The 26,742-nt window shown below is 71.4% G+C and carries 23 protein-coding genes and 1 tRNA gene; 7 read left to right on the top strand and 17 right to left on the bottom strand.

Annotation, left to right across the window (positions count from 1 at the left end; translation table 11 throughout):
• Positions 1-312 precede the first annotated feature (312 nt).
• Positions 313-1,761, bottom strand: coding sequence for a tetratricopeptide repeat protein (locus ACZ434_RS00845; protein ID WP_468450351.1), 1,449 nt, complete (start codon positions 1,759-1,761; stop codon positions 313-315).
• Positions 1,762-2,047: 286 nt separating this feature from the next.
• Here ACZ434_RS00845 and ACZ434_RS00850 point away from each other — a divergent pair, with 286 nt between their 5' ends.
• Both ACZ434_RS00850 and ACZ434_RS00855 read left to right on the top strand, forming a co-directional pair.
• Complete coding sequence (locus ACZ434_RS00850) at positions 2,048-2,437, top strand: hypothetical protein (RefSeq protein WP_468451753.1); 390 nt, start codon at positions 2,048-2,050, stop codon at positions 2,435-2,437.
• 61 nt (positions 2,438-2,498) lie between these two features.
• On the top strand, positions 2,499-3,371 hold the full coding sequence (locus tag ACZ434_RS00855; RefSeq protein ID WP_468450353.1) for a spermidine synthase: 873 nt from the start codon (positions 2,499-2,501) through the stop codon (positions 3,369-3,371).
• A gap of 52 nt (positions 3,372-3,423) precedes the next feature.
• Here ACZ434_RS00855 and ACZ434_RS00860 read toward each other — a convergent pair whose 3' ends face one another.
• Entirely contained in the window at positions 3,424-3,996 is a 573-nt protein-coding gene (locus ACZ434_RS00860) for a hypothetical protein (protein ID WP_468450358.1), read from the bottom strand.
• Between the two features lie 110 nt (positions 3,997-4,106).
• On the opposite strand from ACZ434_RS00860, the gene ACZ434_RS00865 reads away from it, so the two are divergent.
• The 3 genes from ACZ434_RS00865 (at position 4,107) to ACZ434_RS00875 (ending at position 7,807) form a co-directional block, all read left to right on the top strand.
• On the top strand, positions 4,107-4,826 hold the full coding sequence (locus tag ACZ434_RS00865) for a response regulator transcription factor (RefSeq protein WP_468450360.1): 720 nt from the start codon (positions 4,107-4,109) through the stop codon (positions 4,824-4,826).
• Positions 4,823-6,232: a sensor histidine kinase gene (locus tag ACZ434_RS00870; protein WP_468450361.1), complete on the top strand. Its 1,410-nt coding sequence runs from the start codon at positions 4,823-4,825 to the stop codon at positions 6,230-6,232. Before ACZ434_RS00865 ends, ACZ434_RS00870 begins: the two co-directional genes overlap by 4 nt.
• 108 nt (positions 6,233-6,340) lie before the next feature.
• A complete protein-coding gene (locus tag ACZ434_RS00875; RefSeq protein WP_468450363.1) occupies positions 6,341-7,807 on the top strand; it encodes a glycoside hydrolase family 18 protein in 1,467 nt (488 codons plus the stop codon).
• A gap of 292 nt (positions 7,808-8,099) precedes the next feature.
• Here the strand turns inward: ACZ434_RS00875 and ACZ434_RS00880 are convergent, their stop codons facing one another.
• From ACZ434_RS00880 to ACZ434_RS00895, 4 genes are all read right to left on the bottom strand, one after another.
• The gene (locus tag ACZ434_RS00880) at positions 8,100-9,539 is read right to left on the bottom strand and encodes a GH1 family beta-glucosidase (protein ID WP_468450365.1); all 1,440 of its coding nucleotides are present in this window, start codon (positions 9,537-9,539) and stop codon (positions 8,100-8,102) included.
• 115 nt (positions 9,540-9,654) lie between these two features.
• Complete coding sequence (locus tag ACZ434_RS00885) at positions 9,655-10,566, bottom strand: carbohydrate ABC transporter permease (protein ID WP_468450367.1); 912 nt, start codon at positions 10,564-10,566, stop codon at positions 9,655-9,657.
• A 12-nt stretch (positions 10,567-10,578) separates the two neighbouring features.
• Positions 10,579-11,589: a carbohydrate ABC transporter permease gene (locus ACZ434_RS00890; protein WP_468451754.1), complete on the bottom strand. Its 1,011-nt coding sequence runs from the start codon at positions 11,587-11,589 to the stop codon at positions 10,579-10,581.
• Between the two features lie 5 nt (positions 11,590-11,594).
• Positions 11,595-12,953 carry an ABC transporter substrate-binding protein gene (locus tag ACZ434_RS00895; protein WP_468450369.1) on the bottom strand — a complete coding sequence of 453 codons (1,359 nt, stop codon included), beginning with the start codon at positions 12,951-12,953 and terminating at the stop codon, positions 11,595-11,597.
• A 344-nt stretch (positions 12,954-13,297) separates the two neighbouring features.
• Here ACZ434_RS00895 and ACZ434_RS00900 point away from each other — a divergent pair, with 344 nt between their 5' ends.
• Positions 13,298-14,353 (top strand): LacI family DNA-binding transcriptional regulator, encoded by a 1,056-nt coding sequence (locus ACZ434_RS00900; RefSeq protein WP_468450372.1) that lies wholly within the window; start codon positions 13,298-13,300, stop codon positions 14,351-14,353.
• A gap of 114 nt (positions 14,354-14,467) precedes the next feature.
• On the opposite strand, the gene ACZ434_RS00905 is transcribed toward ACZ434_RS00900, so the two are convergent.
• The 4 genes from ACZ434_RS00905 to ACZ434_RS00920 form a co-directional block, all read right to left on the bottom strand.
• Positions 14,468-14,540: transfer RNA gene (locus ACZ434_RS00905), tRNA-His, on the bottom strand.
• 118 nt (positions 14,541-14,658) lie between these two features.
• Positions 14,659-15,261 carry an oligoribonuclease gene (gene orn, locus ACZ434_RS00910; protein WP_468450374.1) on the bottom strand — a complete coding sequence of 201 codons (603 nt, stop codon included), beginning with the start codon at positions 15,259-15,261 and terminating at the stop codon, positions 14,659-14,661.
• A 158-nt stretch (positions 15,262-15,419) separates the two neighbouring features.
• Positions 15,420-16,655 (bottom strand): helix-turn-helix domain-containing protein, encoded by a 1,236-nt coding sequence (locus tag ACZ434_RS00915; protein ID WP_468450376.1) that lies wholly within the window; start codon positions 16,653-16,655, stop codon positions 15,420-15,422.
• 594 nt (positions 16,656-17,249) lie between these two features.
• Positions 17,250-17,375 carry a hypothetical protein gene (locus ACZ434_RS00920; RefSeq protein ID WP_468450378.1) on the bottom strand — a complete coding sequence of 42 codons (126 nt, stop codon included), beginning with the start codon at positions 17,373-17,375 and terminating at the stop codon, positions 17,250-17,252.
• Between the two features lie 327 nt (positions 17,376-17,702).
• Here ACZ434_RS00920 and ACZ434_RS00925 point away from each other — a divergent pair, with 327 nt between their 5' ends.
• Positions 17,703-18,230: a universal stress protein gene (locus ACZ434_RS00925; protein ID WP_468450380.1), complete on the top strand. Its 528-nt coding sequence runs from the start codon at positions 17,703-17,705 to the stop codon at positions 18,228-18,230.
• A 142-nt stretch (positions 18,231-18,372) separates the two neighbouring features.
• Here the strand turns inward: ACZ434_RS00925 and glmS are convergent, their stop codons facing one another.
• The 7 genes from glmS to desA all read right to left on the bottom strand — a co-directional run bounded on the left by glmS (position 18,373) and on the right by desA (position 26,610).
• Positions 18,373-20,190 (bottom strand): glutamine--fructose-6-phosphate transaminase (isomerizing), encoded by a 1,818-nt coding sequence (gene glmS / locus ACZ434_RS00930; protein WP_468450382.1) that lies wholly within the window; start codon positions 20,188-20,190, stop codon positions 18,373-18,375.
• Positions 20,191-20,202: 12 nt separating this feature from the next.
• Positions 20,203-20,460 carry a hypothetical protein gene (locus tag ACZ434_RS00935; protein ID WP_030217181.1) on the bottom strand — a complete coding sequence of 86 codons (258 nt, stop codon included), beginning with the start codon at positions 20,458-20,460 and terminating at the stop codon, positions 20,203-20,205.
• A gap of 75 nt (positions 20,461-20,535) precedes the next feature.
• The gene (locus tag ACZ434_RS00940; RefSeq protein WP_468450384.1) at positions 20,536-21,426 is read right to left on the bottom strand and encodes a DUF4429 domain-containing protein; all 891 of its coding nucleotides are present in this window, start codon (positions 21,424-21,426) and stop codon (positions 20,536-20,538) included.
• A 94-nt stretch (positions 21,427-21,520) separates the two neighbouring features.
• Positions 21,521-23,293: an IucA/IucC family protein gene (locus ACZ434_RS00945; protein WP_468450386.1), complete on the bottom strand. Its 1,773-nt coding sequence runs from the start codon at positions 23,291-23,293 to the stop codon at positions 21,521-21,523.
• Positions 23,290-23,895, bottom strand: coding sequence for a GNAT family N-acetyltransferase (locus tag ACZ434_RS00950; protein ID WP_468450388.1), 606 nt, complete (start codon positions 23,893-23,895; stop codon positions 23,290-23,292). The genes ACZ434_RS00945 and ACZ434_RS00950 overlap by 4 nt, the downstream gene beginning before the upstream one ends.
• Positions 23,892-25,184 (bottom strand): lysine N(6)-hydroxylase/L-ornithine N(5)-oxygenase family protein, encoded by a 1,293-nt coding sequence (locus ACZ434_RS00955; protein WP_468450390.1) that lies wholly within the window; start codon positions 25,182-25,184, stop codon positions 23,892-23,894. The genes ACZ434_RS00950 and ACZ434_RS00955 overlap by 4 nt, the downstream gene beginning before the upstream one ends.
• Positions 25,168-26,610: a lysine decarboxylase DesA gene (gene desA, locus ACZ434_RS00960; protein ID WP_468450392.1), complete on the bottom strand. Its 1,443-nt coding sequence runs from the start codon at positions 26,608-26,610 to the stop codon at positions 25,168-25,170. Before desA ends, ACZ434_RS00955 begins: the two co-directional genes overlap by 17 nt.
• Between the last annotated feature and the right edge of the window lie 132 nt (positions 26,611-26,742).

The following is a 26,742-nucleotide window of genomic DNA, read 5'->3' on the forward strand; positions in this document are numbered from 1 at the left end:
TGTGGCTGGGCGGGGGGTGGTGTGCAGCCCGGCGTTGGCGGGGTGCCGTCGCGCCCACCCGTGCCGCCCTGCGGCACGACTGCCCGCGGTTGCGGCGGCGCGGGTGCCCGGGGTTGCGGCGGTGCGGGTGCCCGGGGTTGTGGCGGTGCGGGTGCCCGGGGTTGTGGCTGGGCGGGGGGTGGTGTGCAGCCCGGCGTTGGCGGGGTGCCGTCGCGCCCACCCGTGCCGCCCTGCGGCACGACTGCCCGCGGTTGCGGCGGTGCGGGTGCCCGGGGTTGCGGCGGTGCGGGTGCTCGGGGCTGCGTGGCTGGGTCACACCGCGTGGGGGAGGGACGCGTGGCGGTCGAGGAAGGTGGAGACTTCCGTGGCGTGGCGGTGGGGGAGGAGGACTCGGGAGGTGCCGGCGAGCATCGTGCGGACGCGGGAGGACTGCACCTCGTTCAGCAGGTCCAGGACCCGCATGCCCGCCGCCGCTGCCTCGTCCGGGCGCCCGCCGCGGGCCAGGTCGTCCGCCAGTTCCGCCGTGTACAGCGCGATGTTGCGGGTGAAGTGCGGGTCCTGGAGGTCCGCGGCCCTCCGCGCGTGGCGTGCCGCGCGCGGCCAGTCGCCCAGGGTCGACCAGCACTGGGCCTCCAGCCCCTCCAGCTCGGCCTCCCCGTAGAAGCTCATCCACTCCGGGTCCGCCTCCGACGAGCCGCGCTCGAAGTACGCCCCGGCCCGGGCCAGCGCCTGCTCGCACCCCGTGCGGTCGGCGAGCCCCGCCCAGCCGCCCGCTTCGCGCAGGGCGAGCAGCGACATCAGCCGGGGCGACCCCAGCGACCGTGCCACCCGCTGCGCCGCCTGCGCCGCCCGTACCGCCTCACGGGGTCGGCCCGCGTCCCGCGCGAGGAACGCCGTATTGCAGAAGGCGTGCGCCTCAAGCCCCGGATCGCCGGTCACCCGCGCGGTCGCCAGCGCCTCCGCGTAGTGCGAGCGGGCGTCGTCGTAGCGGCCCGAGTCGTGCGCCAGCCAGCCCACCGAGATGGCCAGTTCGCCGGCGCCCGAGTACAGCCGGTCCGCCGTCCGCTGCCGGGTCGTCCCGGCGTCCAGCAGCGCGTACGCGGCCCGCAGCGGTGCCGCCGCGCGGCGGTAGAGCCCGTCCGCCCCGTGCCGGTCGTCCAGCAGCCGGATCCGGCGGACGGCTTCCTCCAGCGCGCCCGCGTCGCTCGACCCCGCGCGGCGCACGGCGCGCTGCGCCGCCGAGGCGTCGGAGGCGAACCCGTAGGGGCTCAGCGAGGCGGCGGCCACCGTGGCGCCCCCTCCCGTCATGAATGCGCGACGCAGCACGTCGCTCTCCTCGTGGTCGTGCGGGTCGTACGTGTCGTACCGGTTCTGCGTCTCATACGGCTCGTACGCCCCGCTGTTCTCACTCGTGGCGTTCGCCGGGTTCTCGGTCCGGCCGTCGGGCAGGTCCCCGGCGGCCCGGGCCCGGCGCCCGCGGACCGACGAGCGGGGCGCGAAGCCCAGGTCGGTCAGCGTGCGGCCGGGGAACATGTGCAGGAACACCCGCTCGTAGGCGTAGTTGGGGCAGCGGATCTCTCCCGCCTCCACCCTGTGCACATACCGCGCGTCACAGCTGACCCGCTCGCCGATCTCGCGGGCGGCCCGCCGTACCGCCGCGGCGAACTCGGCCGGCGAACGCGCTCCGCGCAGTTGCCGGAAGACCGGGTTCGGCCGCGGTGGCCGATCGGGAGTGGACGAGGGCACCGTTGACGACGCCATGGCCGGGTCCTCTCTGCGAACCGTCGAACCATGCCGGAATCGGGCGGCTTGTCCGTGTGCCACCCTGTTTCCGGCGGGCATGAACGTACCTGCTGTGACGAAGCCGCCACGCGGAGTTTGGCCACAAAACGGATATGCCATCCGTGATCTGCCATGAACTGCCATCCTTTGCGGCGCACTTTCGCCGTAGCCGTTGACGGCCCGGCTCGTTGGGCTCTGTGGACCGGGAGCCCCCCGACTCCCGACCCGCTTGTCCGAGCAGGGATGTGTGGTGGAGGCCGGGATGATGATGACCAGCCGGAGCGGCGACGATCCGTTAGAACTGCCGAGTACGGACTGCGACGTGGTCACGGTGCCGGCCCGGCAGGGCCTGGAGGCGGTCGACATCCTGCGGCGCGGATCCGTCGACGCGATGGGCCCGGTGCTGCACGACGACGGCGGTGCCACGCTCGGCTTCCTGGTGCCGCCGGGGACGGCCGCCGCCTGGGACGTACCGGGCAGCGTCTGCACGGAGACCGAGGGCCGCGGACTGCGGCTGACTCCCGAGCCGCCGGTGGAGGGCTCCGACTGGCTGCTGCCGCCCGGCGACGCGGACCTGGCGACGGACCCCGCCGTGCTGCGGGAGGCGCTGGGCGAGGCGCAGCGGATGATCGAGGCGGCCGACAGCTGCTCCTGAGCACTTGGGCCGGCCCTCTCCCCCCGCACCCGCCGGCCGCGGCGCCTGGGACAATGAGGCAATGGGCAGGGCCAGGAGCGGAGGACGCGGGCAGGGTGACGGTGCGCAGGCCGTCGCCGAGGACGTCGACGGCGGACTCGCCCAGCTCCTCCCCGACCGGGACCGGCCCAGGGCCTGGACGCTGCTGATCGACGGGGCCCCGCAGTCGCATGTCGACCTGGACGACCCGTCGTACCTCTCCTTCGAGTACCAGCGCCGGTTCGGCCATGTCGCCGATCTCGTCGCGCCGCCCGGCAAACCCCTGCACGCCGTGCACCTCGGCGGCGGCGCGTTCACCCTCGCCCGGTACGTCGCGGCCACCCGCCCCCGCTCCACCCAGCAGGTCGTCGAACGCGACGCGGCGCTGGTGCGACTGGTCCGCCGGGAACTGCCGCTGGACGCCAGGGCCCGGATCCGGGTGCGTGCGGTGGACGCCCGCGAAGGGCTCGCGAAGGTGCCGGACGGCTGGGCCGGCCTCGTCGTCGCCGATGTCTTCAGCGGGACCCGGACCCCCGCCCACCTGACCTCCACCGAGTTCCTCGACGACGTCCGCAGGGCCCTCGCCCCCGGCGGGGTCTACACCGCCAACCTCGCCGACGGTCCGCCGCTCGCGCATCTGCGCGGCCAGATCGCCACCGCGGCCGCCCGGTTCGCCGAACTCGCGCTGATCGCGGACGCCGCCGTACTGCGCGGCAAACGGTTCGGCAACGCCGTCCTGGTCGCCGCCGACGCGCCCCTGCCGGTCGCCGAACTGACCCGCCGGGCCGCCTCCGACCCGCACCCGGGCCGGGTCCTGCACGGCAGGGAACTCCTGGACTTCACCGGCGGAGCCGTCCCCGTGACGGACCTCGCCGCCGTCGCGTCACCGGCGCCGCCCGCGTCCGTCTTCCGCTGAGCCGCCGGGCGCTCAGCCCAGTACGCGCCCCCGGCTCAGTACGGGTCCCGGCTCAGTACGAGCCGATCTCCACCCGTGGCGGGCCGTCGTGCCAGGTGCAGAACACCGACACCCGGTCCTCGCCCGAGGTGAACTCCACCCGGATCCACGACTCCGTCTTCCACACCTGCATCGACCAGCCGGCCCCCGGAGTCGCCGACACCAGCGACGCCGACGTCTCACCGAGGTCGAAGACCGCCCGGCCACCCTTGGTGTCATAGCCCTTGACCTCACCGGTCCCGGCCGCGGGAGGCGGGGCCGGGGGCGTCGCGGGCGCGGCGGTCCCGGACGGCTCCGACGCCGAATCCGGCTTGGGGTCCGGGGACGACGTGCCCGGCTTCTCCGACGGCCCGCGCGACTCCCCGGCGTCCCTCGACGGCTCCGCCGACGGCCGCCGGGTCGACGACGACACCACCTGCGACTCCCCGTCGTCACCGCCGTCCCCGTCGGCCGCCGCGATGGGCAGGGCACGGGGCGGGTCGTAGACGGTGCCCTCCATCACGGTGCTGACACCCCACCACGACAGCGTGACCGCCGCGCCCGTGGCGAGCAGCCAGGCCAGTACGTGTACGAGTCCTCTGCGCATGGTCGGCCCATGCTGCCCCACCACCCCCACGGGTGTCGCGCCCGCGGGGGTCTTCCGGAGTTGTCCACAGGCTCCACGGGCCTCGTACGGCATGGCGTACGGTGCCGCCCATGGCAAGTGTTCTCGTGGTCGAGGACGACCCGTTCGTCCGCTCGGCGCTGATCCGGCAGCTCACCGACGCCTCGCACACCGTGCGCAGCGTGGGCACGGCGCTGGAGGCGCTGCGCGAGGTCGCCCATTTCCGCTTCGACGTGGTCGTCCTGGACCTCGGACTGCCCGATCTCGACGGCTCCGAGGCCCTGAAGATGCTGCGCGGCATCACGGACGTCCCCGTGATCGTCGCCACCGCCAGGGACGACGAGACGGAGGTCGTACGGCTGTTGAACGCCGGCGCGGACGACTACCTGACCAAGCCCTTCTCCGTGGAGCACCTCTCCGCGCGGATGGCGGCCGTCCTGCGCCGCGCCCGCTCCGGCGGCGGCGAGGCGGCGCCCTCGCCGGTGATCCGGGTCGGCGGCCTCACCGTCGACCCGCTGCGCCGCCAGGCCGAACTGGACGGCGTACGCCTCGACCTGACGCGCCGCGAGTTCGACCTGCTCGCCTTCCTCGCCGGCCGGCCCGGTGTGGTCGTCGCCCGCAAGGAACTGCTCGCGGAGGTGTGGCAGCAGTCCTACGGCGACGACCAGACCATCGACGTCCATCTGTCCTGGCTGCGCCGCAAACTGGGGGAGACGGCCGCCCGGCCCCGCTATCTGCACACCCTGCGGGGCGTCGGCGTGAAGCTGGAGCCGCCCGCCGCGCACACGCCCGGAGCGGAGCCGCCACGATGAGGTGGGCCCTGGTGAAGGTGTCGCTGGCGGTGACCGCGATGGTCGTGGTCGCCTTCGCGGTACCGCTCGGCCTGGTCGTCCGGGAGATGGCCCGCGACCGCGCCTTCGCGGGCGCCGAACGGGAGGCGGCGGCCGTCGCCCCCGCCCTGTCCATCACCACCGACCGCGACCAGCTCGAACGCGTCGTCGCGTCCACCGGCTCCGACACCGACATGGCCGTGCACATCCCGGCCGGGGACGGGAGCGAGGCCCTCGAGATGGGCCGGCGGCGGGCCGCCCCCGAGGACATCGCGGCGGTGCGGAAACTGGGCCGCGCCTCCACCACCACCGTGACCGGCGGTTCGACGCTGCTCCAGCCGGTCGCGCTCAGCACCGGCGAGATCGCCGTGGTCGAGGTGTTCGTCCCCGAGTCCGAGGTCACCAACGGCGTGGGCACGGCCTGGGCGGTACTCGCCGGGGTCGGCGTCGCGCTGATCCTCGGCTCGGTCGCGGTGGCCGACCGGCTGGGCGTACGGATGGTGCGCCCCGCCCAGCGGCTGGTGGAGGGGGCGCACGAACTGGGGGAGGGCAAGCTGGGCGCCCGGGTCCGGGAGGAGGGGCCGACCGAACTGCGGCTGGCGGCGGTGGCGTTCAACTCCATGGCCGACCAGGTCGTCCAGCTCCTCGCCAACGAGCGGGAACTCGCCGCCGACCTGTCCCACCGGCTGCGTACGCCGCTGACCGTGCTGCGGCTCAACGCCGCGTCCCTCGGCGACGGACCGGCCGCCGAGCAGACCCGGGCCGCGGTCGAGCAGCTGGAGCGCGAGGTGGACACCATCATCCGCACCGCCCGCGACGCCAAACCGCAGACCGCCGCCGCGGGACCCGGCGCCGGGTGCGACGCGGCCGAAGTGATCCGCGAGCGGATGGAGTTCTGGTCGGCGCTCGCCGAGGACGAGGGCCGCAAATGGCGGATGGCCGGGGCCGACCGCCCGGTGCGCATACCCGTGGCCCGCGCCGACCTGGCCGCCGCCCTCGACGCGCTGCTCGGCAACGTCTTCCGGCACACCGCCGAGGGCACCGCCTTCGCGGTCGACGTGCACAACGGCGAGGACGCGGTGATCGTGCTGGTCTCCGACGCGGGCCCCGGCATATCCGACCCCGAGGCGGCGATGGCCCGCGGCCGGGGCTCGGGCAGCGACGGCTCCACCGGACTCGGCCTGGACATCGTGCGCCGGCTCGCGGAGGGCACCGGCGGGGACGTGCGGATCGGCTCGTCGGTGCTCGGCGGGACCGAGGTGCGCATCTGGATCCAGCTCGACGGACGCGAGCGGGCGCCCCGGCGGCGCGGGCACCGGGGAGCCGTGCGGCGGCGCAGACCGGGCCGCCCGGGCGCCACCTTTAACCGCCCCCGATCCCTCCCTTAAGCGCACCCTAAGACCACCGACCGCCTCCCGGAACGGGAACTTTGTCCGATTCCGGCTCGCTAGCGTGCTGCCGCACCCCCCACGAACGGCAACGAAGGCAGGCACGCGATGAGCACGCACCGGCGCAGGATCAGCGGCAGGAACAAGGCGATCGGCGCGGTGGTCGCCACGGCCGTGGCCGGCGGCGGCGCGTTCCTGTTCACCAGCACCGCCCAGGCGGCCGGTGTCGGCGCGGCGTACACGAGGACGAGCGAGTGGTCGACCGGCTACTCCGCCCAGTACGTGGTGACCAACAACAGCGGCGAGCGCGACCAGGACTGGAAGCTGGAGTTCGACCTGCCCGCCGGCACCGAGCTCGGCTCGCTGTGGAACGCCGAGTCCAGCGTGAGCGGCCGGCACGTCACCGTACGGCCCGCCAAGTGGGACACCGACGGCCTGGCCGCCGGTGAGTCCGTCACCGTCGGCTTCGTCGCCAAGGGCACCGGCGACCCCACCGGCTGCCTCGTCGACGGCGCCACCTGCGGCACGGACACCGCGCCCGTGCCCGAGCCCAGCGGCCGCCCCACCGACGCCCCGACCCCCACCCAGCAGCCGACCCCCACCCAGCAGCCGACCCCCACCGAGGAGCCGACGCCGACCGAGGAGCCGACCGCCGAACCCACCGAGAGCACCGGCACCGGCACCACCGCGGGCTTCGCGCCCTACGTCGACACCTCCCTCTTCCCCGCCTACGACCTCGTCGCGAGCGCCGAGGCGACCGGCGTGAAGAACTACAACCTCGCCTTCATCACCGACGGCGGCGGCTGCACCCCCAAGTGGGGCGGTGTGAGCGACCTCGGCAGCAACGCCGTGGCCGCACAGATCGGCGCGCTGCGCGCCATGGGCGGCGACGTCCGCGTCTCCTTCGGCGGCGCGGCCGGCTCCGAACTCGGCACCACCTGCGCCTCCGCGGACGCGCTCGCCGCCGCCTACACCGAGGTCGTCGACACCTACCGGCTCACCAAGGTCGACTTCGACGTCGAAGGCAGCGCCCTGCCCAACACGGCCGCCAACACCCGCCGCGCCCAGGCCATCGCCGAGCTCCAGCGGGCCAACCCGGACCTGGACGTCTCCTTCACCCTCCCGGTCATGCCCGAAGGGCTCACCCAGGACGGCGTCAGCCTGCTCGCCGACGCCAGGAAGAACGGCGTACGGATCGACGCCGTCAACATCATGGCGATGGACTACGGACCCGCGTACAGCGACGACATGGGCACCTACGCCGAACAGGCCGCCACCGCCACCCAGGCCCAGATCAAGGGCATCCTCGGGCTGAGCGACAGCGAGGCCTGGAAGACGGTCGCCGTCACCCCGATGATCGGCGTCAACGACGTCGTCACCGAGATCTTCAAGGTCGACGACGCCACCCAGCTGGTGAACTTCGCCAAGTCCAAGGGCCTGGGCTGGCTGTCGATGTGGTCCGGCACCCGCGACCAGCAGTGCCCCGGCGGCACCAAGCCGGCCGCCGACGCCACGTGCAGCTCGATCCTCCAGGACAAGTTCGCCTTCTCGAAGGCGTTCGCCGCCTACAACTGACCCGCCCGCAGCGAGCCTTCCCCGGACAACGGGGACCCACGTGCCCCGGCCGGCCCCACCCCCACCCGGCCGGGGCACCCACGCGTCCGGTGGCAGCCGGACACACGAACGGGACCTGAACTCCCCCGGGCGGCCCCGCACACGCGAACGGGCCGCGGCCCCCCGTGCGACCCCGCGCACGCGAACGGGGCGCGGTGCTCCCCTAGGGCACCGCGCCCCGCTCCGCCCCCGTTCCCCGCGTTCCCCCGTCCTCCGGACCCGGAGCAGGTCAGGTGCCCGGGTCCGGAGTGGTTCAGAGGGCCTCGGGCTCCGGGAGTTCACCCGACTCGGCTGCCCGCGCGTACCACAGGGCGCTGGACTTGGGGGTGCGCTGCTGGGTGACGTAGTCGACGTACACCGCGCCGAAGCGCTTGTCGTAGCCGTACGCCCACTCGAAGTTGTCCAGCAGCGACCACAGGTAGTACCCGCGCACGTCCGCGCCGTCCGCGATGGCCCGGCGCACCGCCGACAGGTGCCCGTGCAGGTAGGCGACCCGCTCCGGGTCGTGCACCGTGCCGTCGGCGGCCGGCTTGTCGTCGTAGGCCGCGCCGTTCTCGGTGACGTACAGCGGCAGCCCGGGCGCCTCGCGGTGGTAGCGCATGATCAGCTCGTGCAGGCCGGTCGGGTCGACGGACCAGCCCATCTCGGTCTGCTCGCCCGGCGACTGGTGGAAGGCGACGTCGTCCGCGGCGGGCCACGGCGAGTGCTCGCTCGCGCCGTGCCCGTCGGCCCGCGGGCCCTTGGCGTCCGGGTCGGCCGCCGACACCAGGGTGGGCGTGTAGTAGTTGAGGCCGAGGGCGTCGATCGGCTGGTGGATCAGGTCCAGGTCGCCGTCCTCGATGCACGACCAGTCGGTGAGCGACGAGGTCGCCTCCAGCAGCGTCTCCGGGTAGGCGCCGTGCAGGATCGGGCCGTGGAAGATGCCGCCGGACAGGTCGTCGATCTTGCGGGCCGCCACCTGGTCGGCCGGGTCGCCGGGCGAAAGGGGGCGCACCACCGAGGTGTTGAGGCTGAGCGAGATCTGGTTGCGGGCCGGCATCACCGAGCGCAGCGCCTTGGTGCCCAGGCCGTGCGCCAGGTTCAGGTGGTGCGCGGCCTTCAGCGCGGCCACCGGGTCCGTGCGGCCGGGCGCGTGCACCCCGGAGGCGTAGCCCAGGAAGGCGCTGCACCACGGCTCGTTGAGCGTGATCCAGTGCTCCACGCGGTCGCCGAGCGCCTCGCCCATGATCTGCGCGTACTCCGCGAAGCGGTACGCGGTGTCGCGCTCCGGCCAGCCGCCCGCGTCCTCCAGCTCCTGCGGCAGGTCCCAGTGGTAGAGGGTGACGGCCGGCTTGATGCCCTTGGCCAGCAGCTCGTCGACCAGCCGGCGGTAGAAGTCCAGACCGCGCTGCACGGCCGGGCCGCGGCCGGTGGGCTGCACCCGCGGCCAGGAGACGGAGAAGCGGTAGGCGCGCAGGTTCAGGTCCGCCATCAGGGCCACGTCATCGCGGTAGCGGTGGTAGTGGTCGACAGCGATGTCACCGGTGTCGCCGCCGACGGTCTTGCCCGGCGTGTGGCTGAAGGTGTCCCAGATGGAAGGGGTACGTCCGTCCTCCCGTACCGCCCCCTCGATCTGGTACGCGGAGGTCGCGGCGCCCCAGAGGAAGGCGGGAGGAAAGGTCACCGGGGTCGCCGGCGTTGCGGAGTCAGACATGGAAGCGCTCCCATAGGAGGTCGTGGAAGACCGACGAGTACGAAAAGACAAAGGGGAGTGAGAAGGGGCCGAGGCGGCGGTGACCCGGCCCCCGGGGGTACGGGGACGAGCGGCGTCAGCCCTTGACGGCGCCCTGCATGATGCCGCCCACGATCTGCTTGCCGAAGATCGCGAAGACCAGCAGCAGGGGCAGCGTACCCAGCAGCGCACCCGCCATGATCAAGGACTGGTCCGGGGTGAAACCGCGGCCCAGGCCCGCGACCGCGACCTGCACGGTGGGATTGCCGGTCTGGGTCAGCACCAGGAACGGCCACAGGAAGTCGTTCCAGGCCTGCACGAACATCAGCATGCCGAGCACGGCCATGGCCGGCCGCGCGGCCGGGAACACCACGTGCCAGATCACGCGCCAGCTGCCCGCGCCGTCCACCCTGGCCGCCTCGATCACCTCGTCCGGCAGCGCCTGGAGCAGGTACTGCCGCATGAAGAACACGCCGAACGCGCTCACCAGTGACGGGAAGATGACCGCCTGGAGCTGGTCGGTCCAGTCGAGCTTGGCGACCATCATGTACAGCGGGATGATGCTGAGCTGCGGCGGGATCATCATCGTGCCGATGACGATCAGCATCAGCGCGTTGCGGCCCTTGAAGCGCAGCTTGGCGAAGGCGAACCCGGCGACCGTCGACAGCACGACGATGGTCACCGCGGAGGTGCCCGCCACGATCGTGGTGTTGAGGAACGCCTCACCGAGGTTGGCCTCGGTCCAGGCGGTCTCCAGGTTCTTGAACAGGTTGGAACCGAACCAGAACGGCGGCGGGGTCTGCGCCAGGCGCTGGTTGTCCCGGGACGCGGCGATCGCCGTCCAGATCAGCGGGAACAGCGACACGAGCGTGAACACGATCAGGATCGCGTACGCGATCGGACCGCCGTGCAGCGTGCCGCCCGCCCGCGCGGACTTGGGCAGACGCGGACGCTTCTGCTTCTGCTTCTGGACGGGTGTGGTCTCGGGGGGCGTCACAGTCGTCGTCACGGCCACAACTCCTTAACTGCTGGCGCGCAGCCGGCGCGAGATGACGTGGTTGATGATGCCGATGACGATCAGGATCGCGAACATCGTCCAGGCGATCGCCGAGGCGCGGCCCAGGTGCTGGTTCACCCAGCCCTGCTCGTACAGGTACAGGCCGAGCGTCTGGAACTGGTGCTCGGCGCCGCCGGACGCCCCCTTGTTGGGGTCGAACAGCAGGGGCTCACCGAAGAGCTGGCTGGCACCGATCGTCGAGACGACCACCGTGAACAGGATCGTCGGGCGCAGCGACGGCAGCGTGACGTGGAGGAACTGCTTCCAGCGGCTGGCGCCGTCCAGCGCCGCCGACTCGTACAGGTCCTGCGGGATCGCCTGCATCGCGGCCAGGTAGATCAGCGCGTTGTAGCCGGTCCAGCGCCAGATGACGATGCTCGAGACGGCGAACTGTCCCGGCCACTTGTCGTCCTGCCAGGCGATCGGGTCGACCCCGACGAAGTCCAGCGCCCAGTTGATCATGCCGTAGTCACGCCCGTAGAGCAGCACGAACACCAGGGTGGCGGCGGCGATCGAGGTGGCGTACGGGGCGAGCATCGCGACCCGGTAGAAGGTCGAGGCGCGCAGCTTGTAGTTGAGGATGTGGGCGATGCCCATCGCCATCATCAGCTGCGGGACCGTCGAGATGAGCCCGATGGTCAGGGTGTTCTGCGCCGCGTTCCAGAAGAAGTCGTCGTCGAAGATCCGGGTGTAGTTCTTCAGCCCGACCCAGTCCATGTCGGTCGGGGCGGTCAGCTCCACCTGGTGCAGCGAGGCCCAGCCGGTCCAGACCAGCGGGAACAGGCCGAAGGCGGCGAACAGCAGGAAGAACGGCGAGACGAACGCGTACGGGCTCCAGCGCGCGTCGCGCTGCCAGCGGCGGGACAGCTTCGCCCGGCGCCTGGCTTCCTTGTCCGTGGCGGAGCCGCCGGGCGGACGGCCCGGGGCCGCGCCCCCCTTGACGGGGGACGCGGCGGTGTCGGAGCGGGTGGCCATGCGGGTCACTTGTCCAGGTTGTTGTCGATGGTCTTGGTGGCCGTCTCCCAGGCTTCCTCGGCGGACTTGCCCTTCGTCACCAGGATGACGCCGTTGTCCGTCAGGCCCTGCTGGATGATCTGGTCCTTGGCACCGATGACCTGGACCGGGATCTGCTTGGCGGCCGCGGAGAAGATCTGGCCGATCGGCGCGTCACCGGTCATCTCGTTCTTGCCGCTCTGCACCTCGGGCATGTCGTACGCGGCCGGGGTGCTCGGGACACCGCCCTGCACGGCGAACAGCTTGGCCTGCTGCTCCGGCGCGGTCAGCCAGGCGACCAGCTTCTGCGCCTCCTTCACGTTCTTGCCGCTCTTGGGCACGCCCAGGAAGGATCCGCCCCAGTTGCCGGACTTGGGAGCCGCGGCCACGTCCCACTTGCCGGCGGCGTCCGGCTGGGACTTCTCCTTGATGGTGCCGAGCATCCACGGCGGGCAGGCGACGGTGGCGAACTTGCTGTTCGCGATCGTCTGGTCCCAGGCCGGCTGGAACTGGGTCTGGGACTGGACCAGGCCCTTCTCGGCGGCCTCGGCGGTCAGGTCGAAGGCGGCCTTGACGGCGGGGTTGGTCTTGTAGATGACCTCGCCGGAGGCGTCGTAGAACCTCTCCTTCTCACTGGAGAGGATGGCGTTGATCAGACCGCCGGGGGAGTCCATGAAGAAGGTGTCCTTGCCGGCACCCTTCTTGTACTTCTCGCCGGCCTCGATGAACTTCTTCCAGTCGCCGGCCCACAGCTTGCCGACCTCCTCGCGGTCGGTGGGCATACCGGCCTTCTCGAAGAGGTCCTTGCGGTAGCAGATGGCCATCGGGCCGATGTCGGTGCCCAGGCCGATGGTCTGGCCGTCCTTGGTGGTGGCCTGCTTCCACTTCCAGTCCAGCCAGGTCTCGGGCTTGACCCCCTCGGTCTTGGACATGTCCGTGAACTTGTCGGCCTGGGTGGCGACGACCTCGGCGATGTTGCCGACTTCGATGGCCTGGATGTCCATCAGACCGCTGTTGGTGGTCAGGTGGTTCAGGAGAGCGGGGTAGTAGTTCTCGTTCCGCTCGATCACGTTCTCTTCGATGTTGATGTCGGGGTTGAGCTTCTCGTACTCGTCGTAGAGACCGGCCTGCTTGAAGCCCATGGTGCCGAAGAGACCCAGGGTGATCGTGGTCTTGCCCTCGCCGCCGCCCGACGAGGAATCGGAGTCGTCTCCGCCGTCGTCGGCACAGCCGGCCAGCAGCCCGGTGCCCAGCGACACCACGGCCGCAATGGCCAGTGCCTTGCGGGCGATGGGCTTCCCCCCGCCCGACCGCTGACGGGAGAGGGGGAGGGTACGTGCTCGCATTGCGTCCTCCTGGTTGCCCTGACGTGCCGACCCCCCGGCCAACGGCTCTGGCGAACCCTGTTTTTGCGCATGGCGGCTCGGGCGGGGAACGTGCGGGTTGTGTATGTGTCAGGTAGTGTGGGAGCGCTCCCACAAGTGATGTGTTGAAGAGTCGCGGGTCCGGGCGGGGGTGTCAAGGGAACAGACGCGGCAAAGTGCGTTCAGTTATCTGCCTGTTAACTTGACGCCGGGAGGCCGCCGGCGGAACCGCACCGTCCGTACGATGCCCTCGCCGCGGCCGTCACCGCCACTGCCGGGGCTGTTACATTCCAGGCCGGCGTGACACACGAAGGAAGGCGGAGCCGATGGCAAGCCACGGAGCGCGGGGCCGAAGCGGCGGCCGGCCCACCCTCGAAGAGGTGGCCGCGCGCGCCGGGGTGGGCCGGGGCACGGTGTCCCGGGTCATCAACGGCTCGCCCCGGGTGAGCGACGCCACGCGCGCGGTCGTGGAAGCGGCGGTCGCCGAGCTCGGCTACGTCCCGAACACGGCGGCCCGCGCGCTGGCCGCCAACCGCACGGACGCCATCGCGCTGGTCGTGCCCGAGCCGGAGACCCGCTTCTTCGCCGAGCCGTACTTCTCCGACATGCTGCGGGGCGTCGGCGCGGCGCTCTCGGACACCGAGATGCAGCTGCTGCTGATCTTCGCGGGCAGCGACCGGAAGCGGCAGCGGCTCGCCCAGTACCTGGCCGCCCACCGGGTGGACGGCGTGCTGCTGGTCTCGGTGCACGCCGACGACCCGCTGCCCGACATGCTGTCCCAGCTGGAGATCCCGGCGGTGATCAGCGGCCCCCGCTCGGCCGCGGAGACGCTCGCCTCGGTGGACTCCGACAACTACGGCGGCGCCCGGCAGGCCGTCGAGCACCTCATCGGCCGGGGGCGGCGCACCATCGCGCACATCACCGGCCGCCTCGACGTGTACGGCGCCGAGCGGCGCGTCGACGGCTACCGCGACGCCCTGCGCGACGCGGGCCACGAGGTGGACGACCTGCTGGTCGAGCCGGGTGACTTCTCCGAGGACGGCGGCCGGCGCGCGATGGCGGCCCTGCTGGAACGGCGCCCCGACCTGGACGCCGTCTTCGCGGCTTCGGACGTCACCGCGGCCGGTGCCCGGCAGGCGCTGCGCGAGGCGGGCCGCCGCATCCCCGACGACGTGGCGCTGGTCGGCTACGACGACTCCGCCATCGCCCGGCACATGGATCCGCCGCTGACCAGTGTGCGCCAGCCGATCGAGGAGATGGGCCGCGCGATGATCGACCTCCTGCTGACCGAGGTCGCCGACCGCCGCCCGTCCGTGTCCCGGGGCCTGGAGCGCCGCCAGATGGTGCTGGCGACGGAACTGGTGGGCCGCGCCTCGTCGTGACCCCCCGCGCGGGGCGCGGAGTCACGCGCGCCGTACGGGGCTCCGGTCCCGCGCACGGCTCCGGAACGAGATCAGCCGGTGACCTCCGTACGAGGTCACCGGCTGACTGGTGAGGGTGAGTGACGGGACTTGAACCCGCGACATCCTGGACCACAACCAGGTGCTCTACCAGCTGAGCTACACCCACCATGGCCTTGTCGGTCGAGGTCAGTGCCTTCTCCGACCGGCCGAGAAAAAGTGTACAGGGTCCGAAGGGGTGCTCGCGCCCACCTTTCCCCGGGCCCCTCCCGGGACCCCTCCCCGCCCTACTGAGCAGGCAGGACGTGCTTGGCGGCGATCTTCTTCGCGGTGTCCGAGTCGGGGCCCGGCTGCGGTACGAAGACGGCCTCGCGGTAGTAGCGCAGCTCCGCGATGGACTCGCGGATGTCGGCGAGGGCGCGGTGGTTGCCGTTCTTCTCGGGGCTGTTGAAGTACGCCCTCGGGTACCAGCGGCGGGCCAGCTCCTTGATGCTGGAGACGTCCACGATGCGGTAGTGCAGGTAGTCCTCCAGGGTCGGCATGTCCCGCAGCAGGAAACCGCGGTCGGTGCCGACCGAGTTGCCGCACAGGGGCGCCTTGCCGGGCTCCTTGACGTGCTCCCTCACATAGTCGAGGACCTGCCGCTCGGCCTCCTCCAGCGTCGTGCCGTCCGCCAGCTCGGCGAGCAGGCCGGACGCGGTGTGCATCTCCCGCACCACCTCCGGCATCGTCTCCAGGGCCCGCTCCGGCGGGCGGACGACGATGTCCACGCCCTCGCCGAGCACGTTCAGCTCGGAGTCGGTGACGAGGGCGGCCACTTCGATGAGTGCGTCGTCCGACAGCGAGAGGCCGGTCATCTCGCAGTCGATCCACACCATGCGATCGTTCATATGCCTAACCTTACGGGGCGTGGCGGTGTGGGGGAGCGGGTGGTGAAGCGCGAGTTTCTGTCATGTCCCGGTGCGGATGCGGGCGTCATGGGGGCTGCCGCCGGAACGCGGACGGGCCGGGAGCCACGGCCCCCGGCCCGTCGTTCGCCGCTGTCGGCTCACGGTGCGCTGCGCTGCCCCGGTACGCCGGATGCCGAGGCGGTCAGGGACGGGCCCAGGGCGCCGGCCGCCGCCGTGCGGCGGGACTGGTGCGGCAGGGGGCTGTCCTGGTGCGGGCCGGGCGGCAGCGGGTGCCCGGTGTGGCCCGGCTGCTGGCCGGCCGGGACGGTGCCCTGGCCGTGCGCGGCGGCCTCACTGTCCTGGTTCCGGTCGGCCTGGGGGCGCCGCGCGCGGTACGCGGCCCGGTAGGCCGCCGGGGACGAGCCCAGCTGGCGCCGGAAGTGGCCGCGCAGGGCGACCGGCGAGCGGAAGCCGCAGCGGCCGGCCACCTCGTCCACCGAGTAGTCCGACGTCTCCAGCAGCCGCTGCGCCTGGAGCACCCGCTGGGTGATCAGCCACTGCAGCGGCGCGCTGCCGGTCAGCGAGCGGAAGCGGCGGTCGAACGTGCGACGGCTCATGTACGCGCGTGCCGCCAGGGTCTCCACGTCGAACTGTTCGTGGAGGTGTTCCAGCGCCCAGGCGACGACCTCGGCGAGCGGGTCGGCGCCGATCTCCTCCGGTAAAGACCGGTCGAGGTAGCGCTCCTGACCGCCGCTGCGGCGCGGCGGGACCACCAGGCGGCGGGCGAGCGCGCCGGCCGCCTCGTTGCCGTGGTCCGTGCGCACGATGTGCAGGCACAGGTCGATGCCGGCCGCGGTGCCCGCGGACGTCAGCACGTCGCCGTCGTCCACGAAGAGCTCCCGCGGATCGACGTGCACCGACGGATAGCGTTTCGCCAGCGTCGGCGCGTACATCCAGTGGGTGGTCGCGGGCCGGCCGTCCAGCAGGCCCGCCGCCGCGAGGACGAAGGCGCCGGTGCACAGCCCGACGATGCGGGCGCCCTCCTCATGGGCCCGGCGCAGCGCGTCGAGCGAGTCCTCCGGTGGCGGTGAGGTGATGGAACGCCAGGCCGGCACCACGACGGTGCCCGCCCGGGATATCGCCTCCAGGCCATGCGGTGCGGTGAGTTCCAGGCCCCCTGTGGTCCGCAGCGGGCCGTCCTCGCCTCCGCACACCAGCAGTCGGTAGCGCGGCACGCCGGCGTCCTGGCGGTCAACCCCGAACACCGACAGCGGTATGGAACTCTCGAAGATGGGGCCGCCGCTGAACAGCAGCACCGCGACGATCTCCTTGCGGCGTCGCCCGGAGAGTTTCCGGGCCGCGGTTTCCGGCGCGGCAGTGGAGTCGTGGCTCATACTGCTAAGCCCCCCTCGGTGGTCGCGGCGCCCTGATCCTTTCGGGTCTGTCGCTCCAACACGTTTCCCCTCGGTCCTGCACGAGTCCCCCGCCGTACGACAGTCAAGATCGAATCTACTGCGTCCAGTTGCGCCCCGGTGGCCGGTTCGCCATCCGGCAGATTGTCGACTTGACAACTTGGCGTGAAGCATTCGATCACGAAGGGTTGCACTCGCGGGGCGTGCAGGGAAGTGCGCCTTGTCGCGGTGGCCAATCCCCGTAGGGTGCGCGGGGCTCGCGGGAGGCTTTTTACGCAGGTCGAACGGGGGTTGGGGGGTGGTCGCGGCAGGGGATGCGCACCGCCCGGAAGTTGGCTGAAAAGATACGTTCGCGAGCGCGGAAACCGGTCAGCCGACCGGTGTGTCCCCGCCATCCCGCGGCCGTCCCCCGCGCACCACGGTTCCGGCCCGGCGCCGTCCGCCCCGCCCGGATTCCGCTTCCCCGGCCGACGGCCGTGCGGCGACCCGCCGGGAGCGGCGCATCAGCAGCCGGCAGGCGCCCGTGACGGCCGCCAGGCCGGACGCCACACCGGTCGCCCCCGCCAGGGAGAAGCCTCACCACAGCAGGACCACCGGCACGAGCAGGCAGCTGAACGCCGCCCAGCGGACCACGTCGCCCGCCGGGCCCCGGGAGGGCGGCGTCGTACGGTCCCGCTCGGGGGTGGGGCCCGGTCCGGACATGAGGTGCTCCCTGTGGCGTGGCTCACCGGGTTCAACGCGGGGCCGGCCCGCCGGTCACCGCGGATGCCGCCCGGACGACCCGGAAGGCCCCACCCTCGCGGCCGGACGAACCCCGCGCAAACCAGCTGTACAGGGCAGCAACCGTTGCGTCACGGGCGGCCCCTCGTGCATGCTCCGGAGAACCCGCCTGCCGGAACGCGCGGGGTCTGGGCCAAGGAGGCGTGCCGCCGTACCCTTGGGGGTATGGGGTTGGGAAGACCATTCCCGGACACAGCTCCGCCGCACAGTGTTCGTCCCCCGAAGAAGGATCACAACTCCGAGACAGCCATGGCCGGTCACGAATTCTTCGAACCCGCGGACCGCAAGCGGTCGCTCGCCGATCCCACGGCGGCCGAACCCCTGGCGGCGGAGGAATCACGCCATCCCTGCGACCCCGCCTTCCGGCACGGAGTGGTCGTCGGCTTCGACGGCTCCACCTCCAGCGAACGGGCCCTCGCGTACGCCATCGGCATGGCGCGGCGCTTCGGCTCGGGCCTGATCATCGTCCATGTCGCCAACCGGCTGCCCACGACGGTCTGGGCGGGCTGCGAGCCGCCGGTCTTTGTGGACGTCCCGGACCACCGGACGGAGGTGCTGGGGCTGGAGCTCGCCTGTGCGGACTATCTGGCCGAGGTGCCGTGGATCCTGGTCGAGCGGGGTGGGGACATCTGCCATGAACTCGAAGAGGTGGGGCGGGAGTACGAAGCCGATGCGATCGTTGTGGGTTCCACCCACGGGCTCGTGGGGCGGCTGTTCGGTTCCGTTGCCGGGAGGCTGGCGAAGCGGGCGCAGCGGCCGGTTGTCGTTATTCCGTGAGTGGGGACGGGCCCCCGCGTGTTGTGTGGCAACACGCGGGGGCCCGTCCCGTGATTCGGCCCGTGCAGGCGCGTGAGGGCTGGTCGCGCCCACGTGGCGGAGCCGCACATCGACAGAGCCCCGCGCCCCTGAGGGGCGCTCCCTACTCGACCGTTACCGACTTGGCGAGGTTTCGCGGCTTGTCGATGTCCCGGCCGAGGGCCAGGGCCGTGTGGTAGGCGAGGAGTTGGAGGGGGATGCCCATCAGGATGGGGTCCAGTTCGTCCTCGTTCTTGGGGACGAGGATCGTGTGGTCGGCCTTCTCCTGGTGCTGGTGGGCGACGGCGAGGATCTGGCCGCTGCGGGCCTTGATCTCCTCCATGGCGGCGCGGTTCTTCTCCAGCAGGTCGTCGTCCGGGACGATCGCGACCGTGGGCAGCGCCGGCTCGATCAGGGCCAGCGGGCCGTGCTTCAGCTCGGAGGCCGGGTAGGCCTCGGCGTGGATGTAGGAGACCTCCTTGAGCTTCAGGGAGGCCTCGCGGGCCACCGGATAGCCCCGCACGCGGCCGATGAAGAGCATCGAGCGGGCCTCGGCGTACTCCAGGGCCAGCTTCCTGATCTCCTCCTCCTGCTCCATGATCTCGGCGATCTGGCCGGGGAGCCGGCGCAGGCCCTCGATGATCCGCTTGCCGTCGGTCACCGACAGGTCACGGGTGCGGCCGAGGTGCAGGGCGAGCAGGGCGAAGGCGACCGTGGTGTTGGTGAAGCACTTGGTGGACACCACGCACACCTCGGGCCCGGCGTGCACGTAGACGCCGCCGTCGGCCTCTCGGGCGATCGCGGAGCCGACGACGTTCACCACGCCCAGCACCCGCGCGCCCTTGCGCTTCAGCTCCTGCACGGCCGCCAGCACGTCGTACGTCTCACCGGACTGCGAGACCGCCACGTACAGGGTGTCGGGGTCCACGACCGCGTTGCGGTAGCGGAACTCCGAGGCCGGCTCGGCGTCGGCGGGGATGCGGGCCAGCTCCTCGATCATCTGCGCGCCGATCATGCCGGCGTGGTACGAGGTGCCGCAGCCGAGGATCTTCACGCGGCGGATCCGGCGCGCCTCGCGGGCGTCGAGGTTGAGGCCGCCGAGGCGCACGGTGGAGAAGCGGTCGTCGATCCGGCCGCGCAGCACGCGGTCCACGGCCTCGGCCTGCTCGTGGATCTCCTTGTGCATGTACGTGTCGTGGCCGCCCATGTCGTAGGAGGCCGCCTCCCACTCCACGGTGGTCGGCTCGGCGGTCGTACGGGTGCCCTCGGTGGTGTAGGTGCGGAAGTCGTCGGCCTTGAGGGTGGCCATCTCGCCGTCGTCGAGGGTGACGATCTGGCGGGTGTGGGCGACCAGGGCGGCTATGTCGGAGGCGACGAACATCTCCTTCTCGCCGATGCCCAGGACGACCGGGGAGCCGTTGCGGGCCACCACGATGCGGTCGGGGAAGTCGGCGTGCAGCACGGCGATGCCGTAGGTGCCCTCGATGAGGCGCACGGTCTCGCGGACCTTGTCCTCGAGCTTCTCGGCCGACGAGCGGGCGATGAGGTGGACGAGGACCTCGGTGTCCGTCTCGGAGAGGAACTCGACGCCGTCCGCCTCCAGCTTGCGGCGCAGGTCACCGGCGTTGTCGATGATGCCGTTGTGGACGACGGCGACCTTGCCCTCGGCGTCCAGGTGCGGGTGGGCGTTCACGTCGGAGGGGGCGCCGTGGGTGGCCCAGCGGGTGTGGGCGATGCCGGTGGTGCCCTTGAAGCGCGCCGGGACCTTGGCCTCGAGGTCGCGCACCCGGCCCTTGGCCTTGACCATCTTCAGGCCGGCCGTCTTCGGCGAGGTGACGGCGATGCCCGCCGAGTCGTAGCCGCGGTACTCCAGGCGCTGCAGGCCCTCGAGCAGCAGGGGAGCGACCTCACGCCTGCCGATGTATCCGACGATTCCGCACATATACGTAGGTTCCTAGCCGTAGACGATGCGGCGGAGCTGCCGGAGCGAGAGCTCGGGCGGTGCCACCGCTCGGTATCTGAGGTCCGCCTCGATCCGTTCGAAGATCGTCGCGTTCACCAGGCCCTGGGCCTGGAGTTCGCGGTGGCGGCGACGGACGTACTCCTCGGTCGTCTCGTCGAAGTAGGCGAGCACGTCCTGGACCACACGCAGCGCCTCGCCCCGGCTGAGGGGCGTGGACCGCGTCAGATGATCAACGAGTTCGTCGTGCACCCGATGATCCTGAGGTACCGACGGCCGAATCGCAAGAATCGTGCCCGATATCGGGCAGGCGGGAGGGGGTGGACGCTACATGCGCTTCAGGATGGCCTGTTTGGCGAGGGTGAACTCCTCGTCGGTGAGCACTCCCGAGCGGTGCAGTTCGCCCAGCTCCCGCAGTCTGCGCAGCAGGGCGTCGTGACCGTCCTCGGCGGGCACCGCGGGGGAGGGGGCCGGCTGCCGGTCGGCCCCGGGCTCCGGCGGGCCGGGGTCGGCGGGTGCGGCCGGGTGCGGCAGGCGGGCCTGGACGGCGGCGGCGACCAGCGCCATCAGCGGGTCCTTCTTGAAGCCCCACAGCTCCACCGAGTTGGGGTCGTACTTGGCCGGGGCCTCGGTGGCGGCGTTGCGCACGTGGAAGCGCAGGTGGCCGTTCTCCAGTCCGGCCGCGGGCTGCCACTCCACGGCGGTCAGGTCCGCCACCGTCAGGGTGCGGGTGCCGGCGGCGGCCTTGGCGTCCTCCGTCTTCCAGTTCCACTCCAGCCGGACGCGCTCGCCGTCGAAGCTCACCGTGCCGTCCCCGGCGGAGACGGACAGCGGCACGGACGGGCCGGGCAGCAGGTACTCGGTGACCGGGTCGGAGGGGACCTGCTCCAGGAGCAGGGCGGTGCGGACCTCCTCCGTGAAGTACTCGGCGACGCCGTAGCGGTCGGACTCCACGATCAGCTGGTAGGGGTCGTGCGGCTCGGTGAGCCGGCCCCCGGCCGCCTGGAGCAGCGGGTCCGCTCCCTCGCGCAGCCGCAGCCTGAGCCGGCCCGACTTCTTGCCCTGCTCGAACGATATTCCCGCCAACGCCCGCAGGGGCAGTTCCAGTTCACCCACGGTCCTGCGCAACAGGCCGACGTTCTTGTCCCGGCCGGGAGTCAGTCGCAGGGCCTCCCCGTCGAAGGTCCACGTACCGTCCTTCTGGATGATTTCCGCCATGGGGTGATTGTTTCACCGGACCGCGGGACTCGGGGCACGGAAAGCGGCGGGCGCCCCGGAGGACCGTACTCCGGGGCGCCCGCGCGTCCGTGGGTCAGAACTCCGCGAGGGGGTTCTTCAGGGTGCCGATCAGCTGGAGGGCGCCGGACGGGTCCGACAGGTCGACCATCTGCCTGTTGTTGCGCAGCTGGAGGCGGTTGAGGCAGGACAGGGCGAACTCGGGGGCGAACATGTCGTACCGGGCGAACTTGTCGGCCAGTTCGGGCACCGACGCCTGGTACTCCCGGGTGACCTCCGCGACCGTGCGCCAGAAGCCGTCCTCGTCCAGGACGCCCTCCTCGGCCAGGTTCGCGGCGAGGAAGCGGAAGAAGCAGTCGAAGACGTCCGTGAAGATCGACAGGAGCTTGGTGTCCTCCGGGACGTCCACCCGGATGCGGGTGACCTCCGGCGGCAGCACCGCGTCCGGGTCCATCACCGCTATCTCTTCGGCGATGTCCTTGTAGACCGCCCGCCGCACCACCCCGTCCGCCAGGACGAGGATCACGTTCTCGCCGTGCGGCATGTACACCAGGTCGTAGGCGTAGAAGCTGTGCAGCAGCGGCACGTAGTACGCCCGCAGGTAGTGGCGCAGCCACTCGGCCGGGGTGAGCCCCGAGCGGGCGATCAGCGCGGCCGCGACGGAGTTCCCCTCGTGGTCGACGTGGACCAGCGAGGCCATCGTGGCGAGCGACTCGCCGTCCTTCAGGGACGGCACCGGGCTCTCCCGCCAGAGCGCGGCCAGCATCTTGCGGTACGGCGAGTAGCGGTCCGTGGCCCGCTCGTACTCCAGGTGCCGGTAGCCCACGGCGGCCCGCTCGCGGATGATCGACAGTCCCGTGGCCCGCAGCACCGGGTCGCTGTCGATGAGCTGCGCCAGCCAGTCGTTGATCGCCGGGGTCGCCTCCATGTAGGCGGCGGACAGCCCGCGCATGAAGCCCATGTTGAGGACGGACAGGGCCGTCTTCACGTAGTGCTTCTCCGGGTGCGAGGTGTTGAAGAACGTACGGATCGACTGCTGGGCCAGGTACTCGTCGTCGCCCTCGCCCAGGCAGACCAGGTGCCGGCGGGCGACCTCGGCGGCGAAGGTGACGGACAGCTTGTTCCACCACTGCCAGGGGTGGACGGGTATCAGGAAGTAGTCGGCGGGGTCGAGCCCCTGCTCGCGCAGGATGCCGTGGAAACCGTCGACGGTCTCCCCGCCCAGTTCCTGCCGGACGAACGACTCGTACTCGATGCCGACGCCCGCCGTGAACGCGGCCCGTGAGCGGTGCGCGGCCAGCCACACCAGCCGCACGGGCTGCGCGGTCTCCGGCGCGTACGCGCGGTACTCGTGGATGCCGAAGCCGAGCCGCCCGTTGTTGGCGACGAAGCAGGGGTGGCCCTCGGTCATGCCGGTCTCGACGGCCTGGAAGCCGGCGTCGATCAGCTCACCGGCCGGGACCCGCGGCTTGGTCAGCTTGTAGCAGGTGCCGGAGAGGGTGGAGGAGATCTCCTCCAGGTACACCGGCAGGATCTCGTCGCTCAGGGCCAGGGACTTCTGCAGCTCGATGAAGAAGTCCAGGGCGGCGAGTTCGAGTTCGGCGTCGCCGCGGTGACGGGTGATCGAGTCGGCGTCGACCTGCCAGTGGTCCAGGGCGCGCAGTGTCGCCGTGAACGTGTACCGGGTCAGACCGTCGTCGCTGCGGACGGTGTAGCGGCCGTCGCCGGCCGCCTCCGGCGTGATGAGCCGCTCGTGGGCGAACTCGGCGAGTGCCTTGCGGATCAGCAGGCGGTTGGCCCGCGCCCAGCGGTGGGGGGACAGATGCGCCACGGCGTCGGACAGGGTCATGCGGATACTCCTCGGACGGCGGCCTCGAACTGCGCGCGCGTGCAGAAGCTCAGCAGCGCGCGCTTCTCCGGCTTGTCGATCTCACGTTCGGGCACGAAGCCCACGGCCTCGTTCAGGGCGTGCACGGCCTTGTTGTCCACGTCCGGCTCGACGACGACCCGCCGGGTGGCGGGGTCGGCGAACAGCTCCGCCATCACGGCGGTGATGACCGCCCGGGTGAAGCCGTGGATCGGGCGGTCGGTGGGGGCGACCAGGAAGTGCATGCCGACATCGCCGGGCTCGGGGTCGTACAGGCCGGTGAGTTCCACGTGGCGGGGGTCGTACCGTTCCATCAGGAACGCCGGTTCGCCGTCGTGCAGGCCCAGGTGGGCGTGGTGGTGCTCGTGGGCGGCGATGCGCATGTACTCGCGCTCGACGTCCTGGAGTCTCGCGTCCTGCATCATCCAGAACGCCGCCTTGGGGTCGGTGACCCAGCGGTGCAGCAGTTCGGCGTCCTTCAGCGGGTCCAGGGGACGGACGGTGAACGTACCGATGCCGGCACCGCCCGTGCTGCTGGTGCTGCCCGTGCTGCCCGTGCTGCCCGTGCTGCTCGTACTGCTCATACGGCGAACTCCTGGAACGCGATGGACTTCTCGACCGGGTAGTACTCGGTGCCGAGCAGCTCACGGATGATGGACGCGTTCCGGTACGGGCCCATGCCCAGGTCGGGGCTGGTGATGCTGTGCGTGTGGACGCCCGCGTTCTGCAGGAAGACGCCCCGGCCGGTGACGTCGATGGCGTAGTTGCGGGCGACGTCGAAGCGGCCGTGGCCGTCGAAGCGGATCCGGTCGCGCACCGGGTCGAGGAAGGCCGGCGGCTCGTAGTGGTAGCCGGTGGCCAGCACCAGGCCCTCGGTGCGGATCTCGAAGTCCTTGCCCTGCTCGTCCTGGTGGAACCCGAGGGTGTAGGCGCCGCCCTCGTGACGGGCGGTGGTGAGGGAGGAGTTGGTGAGCAGCCGGGTGGGGACCGGACGGTCGCCGCTCTCGACGTTCTTCTGGTACAGCAGGTCGAAGATCGCGTCGATCAGATCCGAGTTGATGCCCTTGAACAGGCCCTTCTGCTGCTTCTCCAGCCGGTAGCGGGTCTCCTCGGGCAGCGCGCGGAAGTAGTCGATGTAGTCCGGGGACGTCATCTCCAGGGTCAGCTTGGTGTACTCCAGCGGGAAGAACCGCGGGGAGCGGGTGACCCAGTTGAGCTCGTAGCCGTGGACGTCGATCTCGGACAGCAGTTCGTAGTAGATCTCGGCGGCGCTCTGCCCGCTGCCGACGACCGTGACGGACTTCTTCGCCTGCAGCTCCGCCTTGCGCCGCATGTACGCGGACGTGTGGAACAGGCCGCCGTCCAGGCCGCGGCACGGCTCCGGGACGAAGGGCACGGTGCCGGTGCCGAGGACGAGGTGCCGGGCGCGGTACGTCGTGCCCGCCTCCGTGGCCACCGCGTACAGCCCGGCGCTCTCGTCGTACGTCACCTCGGTGACCGTGGTGCCGAAGCGGATGCTGCTCAGCTTGGCGGCGGCCCAGCGGCAGTAGTCGTCGTACTCGACGCGCAGCGGGTAGAAGTTCTCGCGTATGTAGAACGAGTACAGCCGGCCCTTCTCCTTCAGGTAGTTGAGGAAGGAGTACGGGGACGTCGGGTCGGCGAGGGTGACCAGGTCCGACATGAACGGCGTCTGGAGGTGGGCGCCGTCGAGGAACATCCCGGCGTGCCACTCGAAGTCCGGCTTGGACTCCAGGAAGACGCCGTTCAGTTCGGCTATCGGCTCGGTGAGGCAGGCGAGGCCGAGGTTGAAGGGGCCCAGCCCGATGCCCACGAAGTCGTAGGTGGTTTCCGGGGCTTCAGGAAGCGCGGTCAAGGGACTCTCCCAGGTACTGCTCGGCGTGGCCGGCGATCAGGTCGAGGACGGCGGAGATGTCGGCCGTCGTGGTCTCGGGGTTGAGCAGGGTGAACTTCAGGTAGTGGCGTCCCGCCACCTTGGTGCCCGCGACCACCGCGTCACCGGAGGCGAACAGGGCTTTGCGGGCGTAGAGGTTGGCGCGGTCGATCTCGGCGGGGTCGGTGACGGCCGCCGGGATCCAGCGGAAGACGAGGGTGGACAGGCTCGGCTCGACCACGACGTCGAAGCGGGGGTCGGCGGCCAGCAGCTGCCAGCCCTCCGCGGCCAAGTCGCACACCTCGTCGAAGAGGCGGCCGATGCCGTCGGCGCCCATCACGCGCAGCGTCATCCACAGCTTGAGCGCGTCGAAGCGGCGGGTGGTCTGCAGGGACTTGTCCACCTGGTTGGGGATGCGCTCGGTCACCATGCGGCGCGGGTTGAGGTACTCGGCGTGGTAGGTGGCGTGCCGCAGGGTGGCGGTGTCGCGGACCAGCACGGCCGACGAACTGACCGGCTGGAAGAAGGACTTGTGGTAGTCGACGGTGACGGAGTCGGCGCGCTCGATGCCGTCGATGCGGTGGCGGTACTTCAGCGAGGCGAGCAGTCCGCAGCCGTAGGCTGCGTCCACGTGCATCCAGGCGCCGTACCGCTCGCACAGTTCGGCGATCTCGGGCAGCGGGTCGATGGAGCCGAAGTCGGTGGTGCCGGCGGTGGCGACGACGGCCATGGGGACCAGGCCCGCCCCGGTGCAGCGCTCCAGTTCGCGGGCGAGGGCGACGGTCTGCAGCCGCTTGTCGTGGTCGACGGGAATCGCCACCACGGCGTCCGGTCCGAGGCCGAGGAGTTTCGCGGACTTCTTCACGCTGAAGTGGCTGACCTCGGAGGCGAAGATGCGCAGCTTCGCCAGGTCGTCGGTCTTGGCCTCCTCACGCGCCAGCAGCAGCGCCTGGAGGTTGGACTGGGTGCCGCCGGAGGTGAACACCCCGTCGGCGGCCGGTCCGAGGCCGATGCGGCGGGTCGTCCAGTCGACGATCTTGCGCTCGATGAGGGTGCCGCCGGCCGACTGGTCCCAGGTGTCCAGGGAGGAGTTGACGGCGGAGAGCACCGCCTCGCCGAGCACGGCCGGGATGACGACCGGGCAGTTGAGGTGGGCGAGGTAGCGGGGGTGGTGGAAGTAGATGGCGTCCCGGAGGTAGACGTCCTCCAGTTCGTCGAGCACCGCGGCGGTGTCGTGCAGCGGCTGGTCGAGGTCGATCGCGTCGATGCGCGGAGCGAGGTCGTCGACGGTGATTCCGGTGAACGGCCGGTCGGTGGTGGCGAGTTTCGCGGCCACCCGCTCGACTCCTGCGGTCACGGAGCGGCGGTAGTGCTCCGCGGTGGTGTCGTTGAGCAGGTGCGAACGCATGTGGGGGTCCTCCGGTGGGGACGGTCCGGGGCAGGGGTGCGGGGCCAGTGCCTTACTTAGGTTAGCCTAACCTAAGTAAGGCGATTCCATTCCTTGCTCGACCGTGACTGTGATCACTCCCAAAGGGGACTG

The organism is Streptomyces sp. NPDC030893, assembly GCF_055571535.1.

Coding starts and splice junctions, on each gene's coding strand:
- ACZ434_RS00945 (WP_468450386.1), bottom strand. CDS start 23,293: ATGACCCTGTCCGACGCCGTGGCGCATCTGTCCCCCCACCGCTGGGCG.
- ACZ434_RS00940 (WP_468450384.1), bottom strand. CDS start 21,426: ATGGCGGAAATCATCCAGAAGGACGGTACGTGGACCTTCGACGGGGAG.
- ACZ434_RS00880 (WP_468450365.1), bottom strand. CDS start 9,539: ATGTCTGACTCCGCAACGCCGGCGACCCCGGTGACCTTTCCTCCCGCC.
- ACZ434_RS00900 (WP_468450372.1), top strand. CDS start 13,298: ATGGCAAGCCACGGAGCGCGGGGCCGAAGCGGCGGCCGGCCCACCCTC.
- ACZ434_RS00915 (WP_468450376.1), bottom strand. CDS start 16,655: ATGAGCCACGACTCCACTGCCGCGCCGGAAACCGCGGCCCGGAAACTC.
- ACZ434_RS00950 (WP_468450388.1), bottom strand. CDS start 23,895: ATGAGCAGTACGAGCAGCACGGGCAGCACGGGCAGCACGGGCAGCACC.
- ACZ434_RS00870 (WP_468450361.1), top strand. CDS start 4,823: ATGAGGTGGGCCCTGGTGAAGGTGTCGCTGGCGGTGACCGCGATGGTC.
- ACZ434_RS00845 (WP_468450351.1), bottom strand. CDS start 1,761: ATGGCGTCGTCAACGGTGCCCTCGTCCACTCCCGATCGGCCACCGCGG.
- glmS (WP_468450382.1), bottom strand. CDS start 20,190: ATGTGCGGAATCGTCGGATACATCGGCAGGCGTGAGGTCGCTCCCCTG.
- ACZ434_RS00865 (WP_468450360.1), top strand. CDS start 4,107: ATGGCAAGTGTTCTCGTGGTCGAGGACGACCCGTTCGTCCGCTCGGCG.
- ACZ434_RS00890 (WP_468451754.1), bottom strand. CDS start 11,589: ATGGCCACCCGCTCCGACACCGCCGCGTCCCCCGTCAAGGGGGGCGCG.
- ACZ434_RS00895 (WP_468450369.1), bottom strand. CDS start 12,953: ATGCGAGCACGTACCCTCCCCCTCTCCCGTCAGCGGTCGGGCGGGGGG.
- ACZ434_RS00850 (WP_468451753.1), top strand. CDS start 2,048: ATGATGACCAGCCGGAGCGGCGACGATCCGTTAGAACTGCCGAGTACG.
- desA (WP_468450392.1), bottom strand. CDS start 26,610: ATGCGTTCGCACCTGCTCAACGACACCACCGCGGAGCACTACCGCCGC.
- ACZ434_RS00860 (WP_468450358.1), bottom strand. CDS start 3,996: ATGCGCAGAGGACTCGTACACGTACTGGCCTGGCTGCTCGCCACGGGC.
- ACZ434_RS00920 (WP_468450378.1), bottom strand. CDS start 17,375: ATGTCCGGACCGGGCCCCACCCCCGAGCGGGACCGTACGACGCCGCCC.
- ACZ434_RS00855 (WP_468450353.1), top strand. CDS start 2,499: ATGGGCAGGGCCAGGAGCGGAGGACGCGGGCAGGGTGACGGTGCGCAG.
- orn (WP_468450374.1), bottom strand. CDS start 15,261: ATGAACGATCGCATGGTGTGGATCGACTGCGAGATGACCGGCCTCTCG.
- ACZ434_RS00925 (WP_468450380.1), top strand. CDS start 17,703: ATGGCCGGTCACGAATTCTTCGAACCCGCGGACCGCAAGCGGTCGCTC.
- ACZ434_RS00875 (WP_468450363.1), top strand. CDS start 6,341: ATGAGCACGCACCGGCGCAGGATCAGCGGCAGGAACAAGGCGATCGGC.